Origin of the sequence: Brucella tritici, from assembly GCF_008932295.1 — a bacterium.
GTDB lineage: Bacteria > Pseudomonadota > Alphaproteobacteria > Rhizobiales > Rhizobiaceae > Brucella > Brucella tritici.
This window is the reverse complement of the sequence record NZ_WBWA01000021.1, coordinates 1-13,894: the sequence shown is the minus strand read 5'-3', so window position 1 is coordinate 13,894 and position 13,894 is coordinate 1. Positions and strand designations below refer to the sequence as shown.

The following is a 13,894-nucleotide window of genomic DNA, read 5'->3' as shown; positions in this document are numbered from 1 at the left end:
ATGCTCCGGCAAAGATACAGAGCAGGTAATTCGATATGGCCAAGGCTACGACGATCAAGATCAAGCTTTTGTCGACCGCTGACACCGGCTTCTTCTACGTAACGAAGAAGAACAGCCGCACGATGACGGAAAAGATGACAAAGACCAAGTACGACCCGATTGCGCGCAAGCACGTCGAGTTCAAGGAAACGAAGATCAAGTAATTCGTTTCGGGTCGTCATCGACAAGACGATTGAAATAAAAAGCCGTCTCTCATGAGACGGCTTTTTTTATTTCGAAGCTTCGTTCAATCCTCAGGCGGCTGATGAGACGATACGGTTACGGCCAGATTTCTTCGCCTGATAAAGCGCAGCATCCGTCCTGGAGAAAAGCGCGTCGGCGCTATCCCCCACCAGTCTCAGCCCTGCAATCCCCATGCTGATGGTCAGGTTGACCTTGTACTTGCCATTGGCGACCGCAAATGGCGTGTCTGACACGGCAATCCGGATTCGCTCGGCAACAGCCCTTGCGGCCGCTGCATCGCTGTCTGGCAGCACCACGACAAATTCCTCTCCGCCGTAGCGACACATGAGATCCATCCCACGGATGTTCTTGCGCAGGCGCGTCGCAAACTCGCGAAGAACATCGTCACCGGCATCGTGCCCGTATTGGTCATTGATCCGTTTGAAGTGATCGAAGTCGAGCATAATGACGGACAATGGCCGCTCGCGCGCCATGGCGCGGGTCAGCAGGACAGGCATATGCGTATCGAGATAACGGCGGTTATGCAGCCCTGTGAGGCTATCCGTAACCGCCATGGTGATGGTGCGGTTGAGGCTTTGTCGCAAAAGGTCGTTGTAGCACTTCCGTTTGATCTGGGTTCGCAAGCGCGCAAACAGCTCCAGCTTCTCAAGCGGGCGCATCAGATAGTCGTTTACGCCAAGCTCCAGCGCGCGCACCACGAGCGCTCCCTCATCTTCCTGTACGACGAGAATGATCGGCACCAGCCTGGTGCGCTCTATGGTTCGCAACTGCGAACATAGACGAAGCGGATCGTAATAAGTAAAATTGGCTGAAACGACGATACTGTCGTAATCCGTATCTATAGCCCGGATCAAAGCCGTGTTGGCGTCGCTGGCCACATCGACACGATAGGTCTCGCCAAGAATGAGACGAAGTCGCGCAGCTGCCAGCTCGTCTTCATCGACAACGAGAATGCGCGCCACCTCGTCCTTGTCAGCATAATCCCCCCCCATTTTGCTTGCCAGCAGCGTTTCCACCTCTGTATCGGCAATAGTGCCCGTCCGCTGGAAAAGCTCGTCAGAGACTAGCTTCAGCCGCGCCAGACTCTTCACACGTGACAATAACTGAAGATCGCTGACCGGCTTCGACAGAAAGTCGTCAGCACCTGCTTCAAGGCCGCGAATCTTGTCCTCCGCGCTGTCAAGCGATGTCACCATGACAACGGGAATATTGGATGTACGGGGATCATCCTTCAAGCGACGGCATACTTCAAAACCGTCCATCTCCGGCATCAATATGTCGAGGAGGATAACGTCAATCTGCCCACCTAGACAAAGCTCGATGGCTTCAGGACCGCTATAAGCCGTCACGACCTCATAATATTCGGAGAGGAGCCTTGCCTCAAGGAGCTTTACATTGGAATCCACATCGTCCACGACGAGAATTCGTGCAGTCATGATGCCCCTCGCCCTAATTTCCGCTAAGCGTCGCCCAGATAGGATTTGATTGTTTCTATAAAGCGGGGCACCGATATCGGCTTGGAAATATACGCTTCGCAGCCACCTTGCCGAATGCGCTCCTCATCCCCCTTCATGGCAAATGCCGTTACCGCAATGACCGGAATGTGCCGCAACTCGTCATCGTCCTTCAGCCATTTCGTGACTTCCAGTCCTGACACTTCAGGAAGCTGTATGTCCATGAGAATCAGATCGGGCCGGTGTTCACGCGCGAGGTCGAGCGCCTCGAGCCCATTTCTCGTCCGGATCGTCTCATATCCGCTGGCTTCGATAAGATCGCGAAACAACTTCATATTGAGTTCGTTGTCTTCGACGATCATCACGCTTTTCGGCATCGAAAATTCCTTGGTCTTATTCCCTGCAGCAACCCGGCATTTGCTCGATTTTCTTATCCGCCAGAAAGTCCCCACTTCTTAGACTGCGGATAGTTTAACCTCATTTCATTGATGAAAGGCAAATAATTCCATTGTTCCTCGAATGAGCGACCGTTACACATTCGACGAAGCAACAGAAAAAGCGGAGAAACCACATGAAAACGCTGATGAGCCAAGCGGATGCGGAAGCGATCGCTATCGAAGCGTTGGCATGGCTGGCGCAGGACAAGGACCTGCTGCCTCGCTTCCTCGCTCTGACAGGCATCGAGGCTGCGTCGATCCGGCAGGCAGCACGTGAACCTGGCTTTCTGGCCGGTATATTACAGTTTTTTCTGACACATGAGCCAACGCTGCTGCGCTTTTGCGAAGAGGCCGGCCGTGATCCGGCAACGATCGAGAAAGCCCTGTCATATTTGCCCGGCGGCCTGAACCAGCACCTTTAGCGAAGACCTCAATCCGCAATTTAAAAGCCCGGCTGAACCGGGCTTCTTGGTAATTATTCAGCAGCAGGATTTGCCGCAGAAACCTCGGCTTGGTCCGATACCGACAACACGTTCAACTCGTGTTGCTTGCCATCACGTGCCGTCCAGGAAATTGACTGGCCGGGCGCAAGGCCGATCAGCGCAGTGCCGATAGGTGTCAGAATCGAAATCTTGCCCTGCGCAATATCCGCTTCGCCCGGATATACCAGCGTCACCCGGCGCTCCTGCCCATCATTGGAACGAAACTCCACGGTAGACCCCATGTGAATCACGTTCTGTGGCAACCGCTTCGCAGGAACGACTTTCGCGCGATCAAGTTCGACCATCAACTCTTCGGCGATCTCCTCGAGACGTTCCGAAACGTTGGTGGCCAGCCCCATCAGACGCTCATAGTCGATTTCGCTGACAACGATATTGGGCTTCTTGCGATTCTTTCCGCTCATGGCGAGTGCTCACTGCTGTTGAAAGGTAATAAATCTCCGTGCTGTTTCTGCACGAAGCTGTTCAGATTGATTTTGATGAAAGCGCTTATTTGAAATCCGCTTTTGGACAAGCGGCGTACCGTCCCCCGGAGTTCCCCTGCGCTAGGCAGAACTCGAGGGTAGCTATCCCGTGATCGGATAAACCCGATGAAGTATGGATGCAAAACGGTTGTTCATAGTGCTAAACTTGGTGATATTCCCGGCAATGTCAAGTGTAAGACCAACCAGGGGCACATATCCCCATGGCACTTCAGCCTTTCGATGCTATAAAAGGATGTTCCTTTTATGTTCATCAATCGGGTCGTCCTCATGGCTGACACCACTGCTCTCAACAGTTCGGAAAAAGGTGTATGCCGCGATTGCCTTGCGCCGCAGAAATCGGACACAGGCAGGCGATGCCATGCATGTGGGAGTCCTCGCCTTCTCCGTCATAAGGAGCTGTATAAGCTCTCACTGGCACATATTGATTGCGACGCTTTTTATGCATCGGTTGAAAAGCGGGACAATCCAGAACTGCGGGACAAACCGCTCATCATCGGCGGCGGAAAACGCGGCGTCGTGTCGACGGCCTGCTATCTCGCCCGAATTCATGGCGTACGATCTGCCATGCCCATGTTCAAGGCGCTGGAAGCATGTCCCGACGCCGTTGTCATCAAACCAAACATGGAGAAATATATTCGCGTGGGTCGCGAGGTACGGCAGATGATGCGTGACCTGACCCCACTGGTTGAGCCTCTTTCCATCGATGAAGCTTTTCTGGATCTGAGCGGCACGGAGCGACTCCATAAGGCGCCGCCCGCAATCGTTCTCGCAAATTTCGCCAAGCGCGTAGAGGATGAAATAGGCATCTCCGCCTCGATCGGGTTGTCCTATTGCAAGTTTTTGGCCAAGGTTGCGTCTGATATCGAAAAACCCCGCGGGTTTTCCGTTATCGGTGAAGCAGAAGCTCTGACGTTTCTGCGCGACCGATCCGTCAGCACCATCTGGGGGGTCGGCAAGGCTTTTGCCGCCAAACTGGAAAGTGACGGAATCAGATCGATTGGCCAGCTCCAGACGATGGAGGAAGGAGCGCTCATGAAAGCCTACGGCACCATGGGTCAGCGCCTTTACCGTCTCTCCCGAGGTCAGGACAGCCGGAAGGTAGAGCCGGACCAGGACATGAAAAGTGTTTCAGCCGAGACAACTTTCAATAGCGACCTGTCGGAAGCAAACGATCTCGTTCCTGTTCTTCGCGCACTCGCCGAAAAAGTCTCGCGGCGACTAAAAGCGGGTGAGATAGCCGGACGCACTGTCGTTTTAAAACTGAAGACACACGATTTCAAATCACGTACCCGCAATCGTCAGCTTTCCGATCCGACTCAGCTTGCAGACAGAATCTTTCGCCACGGATTGCAGCTACTTGAAAAAGAATTAGATGGAACGCGATTTCGCTTGTTAGGAATTGGAGTTAGCGATCTTTCTTCAAGTGATCGCGCTGACCCGCCCGATCTCGTAGACACTCAGGCTACCAAACGTGCTGTCGCCGAAAATGCCATCGACAAATTGCGAAACAAATTCGGATTAAGTGCCGTCGAAACCGGTTATACCTTCTCCAAAGGGAATCTGGCACGCCCGCAGATGCCGCCAGATCGAGACGACCAGCATTGAATTTACAAAGCACGAAAAAACCTTTGTAGAAATTTCCTACATTTGCCTCTAACGGCTTGACGAGACCGGTCTGTATCAATATTGGAACGGGCCAAGGCGTTGCCAATTGATTTGGCATCCGCCCTACGGAAGGCCTCGTGGCGGAGTGGTTACGCAGAGGACTGCAAATCCTTGCACCCCGGTTCGATTCCGGGCGAGGCCTCCAATCGATCGTAGAATCATCGGTAACGTATTGAATTAACACACCTTATTTTTAAGGTGTGGCAACGTGTTCACCCGGTGTTCCGCCACACTTTTGTGGGTGTGGCAATTCGTTCCTTATTTCACCTCACTTTCCACATCATTTCACTCCCCAAAGATTCTCTGTTGACTCCCATTTCAGATGAGAACATTTTAGGAACATCGGAAGGCGACCCGATAACCTCACAGGCATGCTTGGTGGCGTGTGTGTCTGCTTCGCTGGAGCAGAACAATGAATGCGGTTGCGCAGGGAAATGAATACGACGACGAAATTGAATTGGTTCTCGCCTATCACAAGGGCGATGTGCGGGCCGCGATAGAATCACTTCTCAAGGATCGGGATTTTCTCGTCAAAGAGATTGCTATAGCCGGCATGGCTGTCAGCCATGGCTATACCCGAGGCTGGAAGCCGACGGTGTTCGTGAAATGAGCGGGAGATCGCGTGGTGAGCCGCCAAAGACGCTCATCAATAAGGAATACCCGTTTCAGGTTGTGCTTTTCTTGACTGAATGGCACCGAACGAATCTCGTTCAAATGCTGGACGATCGTGAGCGGCTTGGCGGTTATCGACTATGGAGCAGCGCTCGACACAATATCACGCTGTTCAGTGTAGCAATGTTCCGGACCGAAGAAGGCCAGCAAGAGTTCATCCAGCTATATGGTGGCGTACCCTGACCCGCCGGTGTATCGTTTCCTGCTAGATAGACAGCCGTCGCCGGTTTAACGCTGATCTGCTTCCAACCGGCGCAATTCGTTGCATTGCTCTGGCACCCCGCCAAGCTCATTGCAGAGAACAACAGCATCCATACCGATAATCTTTTCATCGATGCTCGCCCTTTTCTGGATTGCCTTGGCCGAAGCCACTGCCGCCGCCACTGCGGACCGCTGACGCTCTTTGATAGTTCCGGCAGCGTATCCACCTGCCGCCAACAAAAACGCCGCCATAAGGGCAGCGAGAGAGTATTTCAACCACTTGGGAATGAGCGCCCAGATCATGAGCGCGTCTTCCGCCAGACGCCCCACAGGGTAAGAGCGACAATCACACCGGCAATCGCCACACGTACCCACTGACCGCTAGACAATTCGTCCTGCTGGTTTGAGATCGTGCTGACAATTTCTGGGATGACAGGTCCAACCGTAGCCGCCGCACCAGCAGCACCGGCGCTGCCAATTGTGGCCACGTCTGTTTTATTGGCCGCTGTCTCTGCTGGCACATAGTTGGACGATACAAAATCGCCCTTCGCCCACAGACCAGCTTCCGCAGCACGACGGTTTACAAGGCCTTGCACCTTCTTTCCGCCAGCATTCACCCACTTCATGAATTCGACCGGAACGGCTGCATAGTCACCCTTGTTCAGCTTCTTCAACAATGTGGAATTATCGAGCGCCCCGGTGTTGAAGTCGAACGAAACGAGCGTGGCGAATTGATTGTCGGTCAGCGGCACCTTGACGAACCGCTCTACCCTCGCCTCAAATTTCGCCAGATCGGCTTTCAGGATGCGTTCGGCTTCCTTGTCGCCTATTGACATTCCCGGCCTGACCTTTGGCGCTCCTGCGGCGCTCGTATGGCCATAACCGATAGTTAGGACCCCGGCCACGTCTCGGTAAGCCGTTGTTTTCAGGCCTTCCCACTGTTTGACGAGCGAAAGCCCCGCCGCGTTGATGCGTCGTGCCATTGTGTTTTCCTTACTTTGTGAGATGATAAATGGGTTCTGTTGAAGCCCCCGCTTCAACTTAGCGTAACCTCGGCAGCGTCCTCTGCCGAGGTTTTTTTATTGGCAAAGAAAAAGCCGCCTCGGTGGGCGGCTCGTTTCATCATGGTATGGGTCGGCTAAGTCGCAAATTCCGGAGGATTACTGTTGATATCTCGACTTCTCACAACCCAACGCGCAAAGGAGTTCCCTAAATCAATTGATGGTCGGTCGCAGCATTTTTCAAAAATGAACGAAATGAATAGCGTTAAAGATACGCAGGATGCAGTTATGATAACAATGTTGAATGTATTACCAACATAACGCAAATACAGCCATGACCATATTGTGCAAATAACCGTAAAATGTATCAAATATATACCGAACGACATCCTACCTAAGAACTGCACCAACTTTGTGTTGAAAAACGATGATAAAAATCCAGATCGAACAGATTGAACCAACAATATTGCTCCGATCAAACTGTAAAATGCCCTATTATTCTCAAATGGTGCAGGCAATAGACTATACAGCCAATGACCATCTTGAAAGCCACCAAGGAAGATGCCAATCCCAAACAAGAATGCTGCTACAACCTGCCCCGAGAGCGGCGAGAAACTTAACGCGGCCCCCAGAGGGAAAGCCACAAAGAACTGCCAATCGGTGCCAGTCAGACTTAGGCATCCCACGAATAGAGCCGTTATGCCAACAAGCGCATATCTACTGCCAGACAGTACAGCGATGCCTAGAAGAGCCATAGACCCCCAAAACTCAACGCGTAATGTCCATAATTGTGGTACGATATCTCCCTTCCCAAAAATCATTCCTTCATACAAAACGAGAGGAATACCTTGGGAGATAGGGATCGTTGTTCCAATGCTTGTAGAAAGCCACCGAGATCCCGATACTTCACCCGCAGGGATATTGAAATAGCCACCCAGAAGAAAAATCACGTAGCTTACTAGCGATACAATTAGAATTGGGAGACCTAGTCGAACCGGACGCGATATTAGTCTTGCGATGATACGACGCCTGTCTTTTATGACAATGGGATTTACCAATACAAACCCAGACAACACAAAAAAAATCTGCACCGCGAACAGTCCATTGTAGAAAACTGAGACTAATGGGAAGCTGAATATTTTGTCGTGCGTTGAATAATCGTGGGTGCCGAATGCTAACCAGTCTCCGTAGTATCTGGTTAGCAAAAAAGGTGAAGATGCCGTGAGAAAATGAGCAAACATCACGCTAACGGCAGCCAGACCTCGGAGACCATCTACTGATCGATTTCTCACCTGCCCCCCTCGGCGAATAGTAAGCTTATTCAATTCGCATCATTTATAGATTTTCGTCCGTATTAACTAGTACGAGTATAGGTTATCCCAGATTAGGCAAATTTCGACGGTAAATTCAACGCACGTCGGCTAAACCTGTTTTGATTTATTGGAAAAATTGAGGTAATTCAGACAAGCTGAATTTGTGGGGCTGGCATCGAACTTGAGCAACCAAAAAAATCAAGAAATTGAAGTGCTGCGCGGTGTTGCTGTAATTTTGGTGATGCTGGCCCACTACCCATTTCTTGCTCCGGTGAGGGAAATTTATTGGCTACCTGTAATCCAGAAATTCCATTTCTGGGCGGGAGTAGATATTTTCTTCGCCATCTCCGGCTATGTTGTAACGAGAACCATACTCAATTTACGTACCCAACCTCGTCGAGAACAAGCAGACTTGCTTATCCGCTTTTGGTTCCGTCGCTTCTTTCGACTTATACCGATGGCATGGCTCACTCTTCTCATTGCTGTATTACTGTCAGCATTCTGGAATGATAGGGGAGTGCTGAAAACCCCAATCGGCAATATAACCGACGCTTTCTTTCAGCTTATCTATATGTCGAATTGGCGCGCATACTGGTGCTCCGTGAACCAAAGCGACTTTTGTGGCGCTAATACGCATTTTTGGTCGCTTTCGCTGGAAGAGCAGTTCTATATCGCCCTTCCGTTACTAATCATATTTCTCCGGCGAAAGTTCTGGTGGCTTGCGGTCGCACTAATCGTTGTGCAATTCCCGCTCGATAGGCCGTTGTTGTCGTTATTCTGGGTAACGCGATTGGACGCCATGCTATGGGGTGTGATTATTGCTGTAGCCGAAGACAACGGTGTTCTTTCACGAATTCGACCTCAATTCATGAATAACACCTTCCTGCGTAGAACTCTGTTACCGGCAATCATAATCCTAATCTGCTGGTTAGTTGCGGGAGGGCATAGCCGTTATTCGGTCGGTATCGTCGCTATACTGTCCGGCGTATTGGTTTGGTTTGCATCCTATAAACAAGGGTACCTCTTCAAGCATGCCGACACTTTTTGGCGCCCCATCGCATGGGTTGGCGCCCGGTCGTATGGGATATACTTGCTACACGTCTTCTGCTTCCTCGCTGTTTATGAATTATTCTATCGCATTTATGGATCCAATGAAGCGCTTGGCGATGCTGAAGCCGTTGCTGTGCTTAGCCTTGGTTTGGCGTTCACGCTTATTGTCAGCCAAATTACTTATACAACGTTCGAGCGCCCGATCACAGATTTCGGGCGAAGGAAAGCTAAACAGATCAAGCTTCCCTTTCAAAATGGTGCACAGCAAACTGATGGTCCTATCGACCCAGTGAAGACCAATCCAGTTCCGGCAACTCTCTGACAAAATCTTCAACACTTGGATGCTCTCTTAGACCTTGCTGAACCTTGCTGAACCTTGTCCAATTCATTCAGCGCATATGCCCAAACACAATCTCGCCACCCGATGAATGCCTGTGCCTCTGTTGCCCATTCCGGCATGGTCGAGTTGACGTAACTGGCAAGAGTTGCACCACTGTCATATTGCCTATCGTGAGCTTTTGCATCGATTTTGGATTGAACCGCTTGTCTATAGGTTTCGACCGTTGGTAGAGGCGGAACGCACACAAATTCAATGATGGCACCTTCATGCCATCGGCGAGTGGATGGGAACTCAAGAAATTCACGACGCTGTTCGTCAGAAACTTCGATTGCATCAGCGGGAATAACGGAAGTGTCAGAAATGAAGTCAGTGTCCCAAAAACCTGAAACAGAGCCATCGTTTTTGAAAGCGGCATAGATAGTCATGGTGCTCGTCCTATTGCCAAGCTCTGCAGAAGGATGGCCTGACCAGAGAATGATTGATTGGTGGAGCGGTTTTCACAGTAAAAATTCGCTTGGCTAAGACCTTGTGACGTATTCCAAACAGTCCACACCGGAGACCCTACGCTGTTGGAAGCGAGAAATGACCAACATAGATATTCGGTATTTCCGAATGATGTGGGCCAAGTCACCGCGGCATAGCCTCCAGAATCAGTGACATATGAACTTCGCGTGAATTGCAGAAGCCACCCACCTGGAAGCTTGAACGTTCCATTGACGGTTGCGCCTCCCATCGATTGCCACATTGAGTAACCGTCGTTTGCTGCAAGCACTGTCCGTGCGAATGACGTTAGTGCCGTCAGGCCTGCACCACTTGCGCCGGTCAGGTATGGAAGCATATCCGCTGCCGCAGTACCTGACAGATTTGTCAACGCACGGGCTGCGTCGGTGTAATCTGCGAGACCGGCTGTGGTAGCGCTATCTAAATACGGCAACTTATTCGCCGCTGCGGTTCCGGCCAATTTCAGCAGCACAAGCACAGCCGCTGTAATATCCGATTGAGTGAGATCGCCGGAATCGTCGGTATTCAGGATTTTGTTCGCTACCAGCGTCAGCGCCGCCAGCTTGCCGAGGTTGCCGTTCGGGTCTTGGATGCCAATCGCATCCTTATCTATCGGCTCATACTGCCCCGCCGTATTGCCAACAAGCAACTTGCCGTCTTCGACTGGTAGGCTGGCGATATTAGACAGGACACCATTGCCCAGCAATTCAATCAGCGTCGTCGTCTGGGCAGTAACGCGGGCGCCGTCGGGAAGATATCGCGCCCGATATGGTACGTCCGTTAGGCTCGTACCCGTCCACGGTTCCGCGAGCGTCAACTGCGTATTGCTATCGACACTGGCAATAACCGCCGTCAGGTTTTGGATTTGGAGCGTATCACCAGCCCGAAAAGCCGCCGTCGCGAACATGGTCCCCGTACCGGTTACGGTCGTGGATCCATTGGCGAGCGTGATCGTCCCGGTTACGTAGTCGGGCAAAACAGCCATGAATTACCTCCCCGCGCAGTGAACGCGTTTTTTTTTGATTAGATTTTGATAATGTTCAGCGCTTCCAGACGAGGGAGCGAATGGTGCCAGCAAACCCCGTGACAGTGGCAATTCCGACTCCACCTTCGCGCCGCAATTCATAGGTGTTGCTACCGCTAACGGCGCTAGTGTCGATCACGGTAATGTAATCTGAAAATGTAGCGCCACCTGCAACGATTGGAGATATGGCTGAGGCAACCTTTACGCCTGTCGTCAGGTTGTAGAGCGCAATGCCAATGGAAGCGCCATTGTTGCTCGTCCAGTACAGGGCCCAGTTGAATGACATCAGGCAGGTATTGCCCTGCGGGTTGTCTGTAGTCAGATTGCAGGCAACAACATTGGTGGATGCCCGCGATCAGGTCCGGCAATGTTATCGCCATGACATGGAAGCCCAAGCGCTTATCTCTCCAGGCTTTCACCTAGCTCACTGCGAGACAAAAGATTGCCTTAATTCAAGCAAACATAGAATTATTCTAAGTTGGAGAAATTCTATGTCACGCTCCGAATACACCCCTGTTCAGAAGTTTTTGCATTGGACAGTTTTTGTCCTGGTTTTGTGTGCTTATCTCATTACGTTCGGCGAAGACTTCTATTCACGAGGTTCACCGGAGCGGATGACCGTGTGGTGGTTACACTTCTCATTGGGATTATCGCTGCTCGCCTTTGTGATCTGGCGGCTATTAGCCAGAGCCACGTCAACTGTGCCGCCACTCCCAAGTTCGATGACACACTTAGAAATGACCGCTGCCAAGTTTGCACATCACCTCCTTTACGCTCTTCTAGTGTTGATTCCGGTGCTCGGTATCTGGCTTGCTGAATTACGGGGGAATGAGTTGTCATTCTTCGGACTATTCAAGATTCCGCAATTCATAACCCCTGACCGAGAACTTGCTGGTTCTGTCAAGGAAGTTCATGGTTTTCTGGCGAATGCCATTCTGGTCGTAGCAGGCCTACATGCACTTGCGGCGCTCTGGCACCAGTTCTACAAAAAGGATAACGTTCTCAAGCGGATGCTTCCGTAGTCCTAACGTTGAGGCTTATCGGTTGCGAGCCTTCACCAAAATCCAAATCAGGACGACCATCACGGCGAGCCCAATCGCTAAACCGACAAGGCCGCCATAAATTGCGCCGTAACTCCCCCCGATTAATGCACCGACGCCTGCTCCTAAAATCAGGAGAATAAGTGGTGGCATGCATCCGATCATTAGAAAGCCCTTAGAATATCATCGTTGTAGCCTACCCACACCTGACAGGCGAATTTGGGAGAACCAACCCTCCCTACATCCCGCCTATTATTGACCATCCTCACAAGCTGCGGCCTCATATTCTCGTGAAGAGAAATGGGCTCACGGGCATGACACTTGTTAAGAGGACATTGCATATTGTTAATATGGCGCTTTCTATCCCTGTAACTTTTTCCGTGAGATAGTAATCGGCATGAGAACTCGTACACTCATCCGGGCCAAACATTCGGCAACAACAGCGCTGAGAGCACTGTGCCTTCTCGTGCCAATCATTGTCGCCCTTGTGGTTGTCTATTTAATTGTGACTTACGACACGGACCGGAATACAGTCCAAAATACCGGTATACCCGGCGCTACCGAACCAACGAGCAAATAGAACAAAAACAATGCGCTAATGAAGCGCACCCTCCAGATAATTAATTGGCAAGCTAGATTGTTGAAGTGCCTGTCAGGTCGCCCAGGCGGGCCCAAGAAACAGTGGAGCAGCGATCAGACAGGACAAGAACCTGCCTGCCAGTTCGTTGGCCGCAAGAAGAAACCGACAAATCGCTGCGTTTTCTATACCGTCGCGTTTGGTCGACACGACCGCTGTTCTCTTTCAGTCAACCGCGAGGGTTCGGAATCATTCCCAACCAAACGGTTCAACACCAATAATCATATCAACTGACTGAGAATCAAATAGGTGCCCCCACCGCAGATCGCAGCAAGCATTAGAAACTTCGGCAACGGAAGCTTTTCGATCCAATCTATTGGCGAGATATGAGGTGCTTCTACGCCATTTTTCTCAAGCATTATCCCCTCCCATTATGGTTTTTGTATTATTTTTATCATACGGTCAAAATTTGTCATCCTCCACTTTGGTTTACTGTTTTTCAGCCGCAGGTGTGCAGGAACGCCAGGATGAAAACCAGCGTGAGAAACAGATAAAGCAAATATTGAAACAATTGGCGCGTATACAGTATAATCGATATTGATGCATTGGATGGGACATAAATTACATCTGGCAGGAGAGCCAACTATGTCACCGAAGCTCAAAGCCGCCCTCGTCGGTGCAATTATCGCAGTCGTTGTCGGTTTCGCCGCATCGCAAGGACTAATTAGCCAACAGACGGCAGAAGACATCAAAACCAAGACAAATGAGGTCCTTGCAGAAGAACCTGCTCCAGCACCTCAACAGCCTGCTCCCGCCCCCACCCAAGCTTCGCAACCGCAAGAAAACGATGCGCCAGCACAATGAAGGCTTAAAGCCGATTCATTCCTCCTCCAGAGCGCGTTTCGATCTGTTTAAACCAGATCGGCGCGCTTTGACTGTTTATTTCGACGCGCAGCTTCCCCGAAAACCGTTTCACATTTTTCTGGTTAGGCTCTGTAGTCACATAAGTGGACCGTCGAAATATGAACGGGGGGCTGCTGGTATAGATGCCCAACCCGATGTCAAAAGAAGCTGAAATTCACCACCATGCCATGCGGCATATGTCGTATTTCATTAAAGACGCCTGCAACCTCACCCCCATAAGCACAACAGGGCGCAAATCTCGCTTGGGTCGGAGAAGAGACATCAGTTGAAGAGGCTCATCTGTAGTCCACGGCGTTGTAGCTGCCCGCTATTCGTAACGCATTGCGCAGCAAACGTTAGAGCCAAAACCCAATCAGACTCTTGATCATACTGGCACTCCGTGATTCACTCGCTTCTGCAGCGGGAGTTTTGGACCATGGCAGGAGAATTCTGGCTTGATGACCAGCAGTGGGCAATGATTGCGCCAT

The 13,894-nt window shown here is 51.0% G+C and carries 18 protein-coding genes and 1 tRNA gene; 9 read left to right on the top strand and 10 right to left on the bottom strand.

The window, feature by feature from the left end:
* Positions 1-35: 35 nt before the first annotated feature.
* Positions 36-203 (top strand): 50S ribosomal protein L33, encoded by a 168-nt coding sequence (gene rpmG, locus F9K91_RS18485; RefSeq protein ID WP_002966024.1) that lies wholly within the window; start codon positions 36-38, stop codon positions 201-203.
* 90 nt (positions 204-293) lie between these two features.
* On the opposite strand, the gene F9K91_RS18480 is transcribed toward rpmG, so the two are convergent.
* A complete protein-coding gene (locus F9K91_RS18480; RefSeq protein ID WP_151678410.1) occupies positions 294-1,679 on the bottom strand; it encodes a PleD family two-component system response regulator in 1,386 nt (461 codons plus the stop codon).
* Positions 1,680-1,702: 23 nt separating this feature from the next.
* Positions 1,703-2,074 carry a response regulator gene (locus F9K91_RS18475; protein WP_010658876.1) on the bottom strand — a complete coding sequence of 124 codons (372 nt, stop codon included), beginning with the start codon at positions 2,072-2,074 and terminating at the stop codon, positions 1,703-1,705.
* A 194-nt stretch (positions 2,075-2,268) separates the two neighbouring features.
* Here F9K91_RS18475 and F9K91_RS18470 point away from each other — a divergent pair, with 194 nt between their 5' ends.
* Positions 2,269-2,556 carry a DUF3572 domain-containing protein gene (locus tag F9K91_RS18470; RefSeq protein ID WP_151554628.1) on the top strand — a complete coding sequence of 96 codons (288 nt, stop codon included), beginning with the start codon at positions 2,269-2,271 and terminating at the stop codon, positions 2,554-2,556.
* A 53-nt stretch (positions 2,557-2,609) separates the two neighbouring features.
* Here the strand turns inward: F9K91_RS18470 and rnk are convergent, their stop codons facing one another.
* Positions 2,610-3,038 carry a nucleoside diphosphate kinase regulator gene (gene rnk / locus F9K91_RS18465; protein WP_061345769.1) on the bottom strand — a complete coding sequence of 143 codons (429 nt, stop codon included), beginning with the start codon at positions 3,036-3,038 and terminating at the stop codon, positions 2,610-2,612.
* A 348-nt stretch (positions 3,039-3,386) separates the two neighbouring features.
* Here rnk and F9K91_RS18460 point away from each other — a divergent pair, with 348 nt between their 5' ends.
* The 4 genes from F9K91_RS18460 to F9K91_RS18445 all read left to right on the top strand — a co-directional run bounded on the left by F9K91_RS18460 (position 3,387) and on the right by F9K91_RS18445 (position 5,639).
* Positions 3,387-4,724 (top strand): DNA polymerase IV, encoded by a 1,338-nt coding sequence (locus F9K91_RS18460; RefSeq protein ID WP_151678436.1) that lies wholly within the window; start codon positions 3,387-3,389, stop codon positions 4,722-4,724.
* Between the two features lie 131 nt (positions 4,725-4,855).
* Positions 4,856-4,929, top strand: a tRNA-Cys gene (locus F9K91_RS18455).
* A 267-nt stretch (positions 4,930-5,196) separates the two neighbouring features.
* The gene (locus tag F9K91_RS18450; RefSeq protein WP_151678409.1) at positions 5,197-5,394 is read left to right on the top strand and encodes a CUE domain-containing protein; all 198 of its coding nucleotides are present in this window, start codon (positions 5,197-5,199) and stop codon (positions 5,392-5,394) included.
* Entirely contained in the window at positions 5,391-5,639 is a 249-nt protein-coding gene (locus tag F9K91_RS18445) for a hypothetical protein (protein ID WP_151678408.1), read from the top strand. The genes F9K91_RS18450 and F9K91_RS18445 overlap by 4 nt, the downstream gene beginning before the upstream one ends.
* 45 nt (positions 5,640-5,684) lie before the next feature.
* On the opposite strand, the gene F9K91_RS18440 is transcribed toward F9K91_RS18445, so the two are convergent.
* From F9K91_RS18440 to F9K91_RS18430, 3 genes are all read right to left on the bottom strand, one after another.
* A complete protein-coding gene (locus F9K91_RS18440; RefSeq protein ID WP_151678407.1) occupies positions 5,685-5,960 on the bottom strand; it encodes a hypothetical protein in 276 nt (91 codons plus the stop codon).
* Positions 5,957-6,640, bottom strand: coding sequence for a lysozyme (locus tag F9K91_RS18435; protein WP_151678406.1), 684 nt, complete (start codon positions 6,638-6,640; stop codon positions 5,957-5,959). The genes F9K91_RS18440 and F9K91_RS18435 overlap by 4 nt, the downstream gene beginning before the upstream one ends.
* Before the next feature lie 155 nt (positions 6,641-6,795).
* Positions 6,796-7,983, bottom strand: a complete 1,188-nt coding sequence (locus F9K91_RS18430; RefSeq protein ID WP_151678405.1) for an acyltransferase family protein — start codon at positions 7,981-7,983, stop codon at positions 6,796-6,798.
* 169 nt (positions 7,984-8,152) lie between these two features.
* Here F9K91_RS18430 and F9K91_RS18425 point away from each other — a divergent pair, with 169 nt between their 5' ends.
* Positions 8,153-9,343 carry an acyltransferase family protein gene (locus tag F9K91_RS18425; protein ID WP_151678404.1) on the top strand — a complete coding sequence of 397 codons (1,191 nt, stop codon included), beginning with the start codon at positions 8,153-8,155 and terminating at the stop codon, positions 9,341-9,343.
* Positions 9,344-9,351: 8 nt separating this feature from the next.
* On the opposite strand, the gene F9K91_RS18420 is transcribed toward F9K91_RS18425, so the two are convergent.
* From F9K91_RS18420 to F9K91_RS18410, 3 genes are read right to left on the bottom strand one after another with little or no spacing between them, the layout of a single operon-like run.
* Positions 9,352-9,786, bottom strand: a complete 435-nt coding sequence (locus tag F9K91_RS18420; RefSeq protein ID WP_151678403.1) for a hypothetical protein — start codon at positions 9,784-9,786, stop codon at positions 9,352-9,354.
* A complete protein-coding gene (locus tag F9K91_RS18415) occupies positions 9,783-10,847 on the bottom strand; it encodes a hypothetical protein (protein WP_151678402.1) in 1,065 nt (354 codons plus the stop codon). Before F9K91_RS18415 ends, F9K91_RS18420 begins: the two co-directional genes overlap by 4 nt.
* 55 nt (positions 10,848-10,902) lie before the next feature.
* Positions 10,903-11,172, bottom strand: coding sequence for a hypothetical protein (locus F9K91_RS18410; protein WP_151678401.1), 270 nt, complete (start codon positions 11,170-11,172; stop codon positions 10,903-10,905).
* 205 nt (positions 11,173-11,377) lie between these two features.
* On the opposite strand from F9K91_RS18410, the gene F9K91_RS18405 reads away from it, so the two are divergent.
* Complete coding sequence (locus F9K91_RS18405; protein ID WP_151554626.1) at positions 11,378-11,908, top strand: cytochrome b; 531 nt, start codon at positions 11,378-11,380, stop codon at positions 11,906-11,908.
* 876 nt (positions 11,909-12,784) lie between these two features.
* Here F9K91_RS18405 and F9K91_RS26020 read toward each other — a convergent pair.
* A complete protein-coding gene (locus tag F9K91_RS26020; protein WP_167522230.1) occupies positions 12,785-12,922 on the bottom strand; it encodes a hypothetical protein in 138 nt (45 codons plus the stop codon).
* Positions 12,923-13,148: 226 nt separating this feature from the next.
* On the opposite strand from F9K91_RS26020, the gene F9K91_RS18400 reads away from it, so the two are divergent.
* On the top strand, positions 13,149-13,367 hold the full coding sequence (locus F9K91_RS18400) for a hypothetical protein (RefSeq protein ID WP_151678400.1): 219 nt from the start codon (positions 13,149-13,151) through the stop codon (positions 13,365-13,367).
* Positions 13,368-13,894 lie beyond the last annotated feature (527 nt).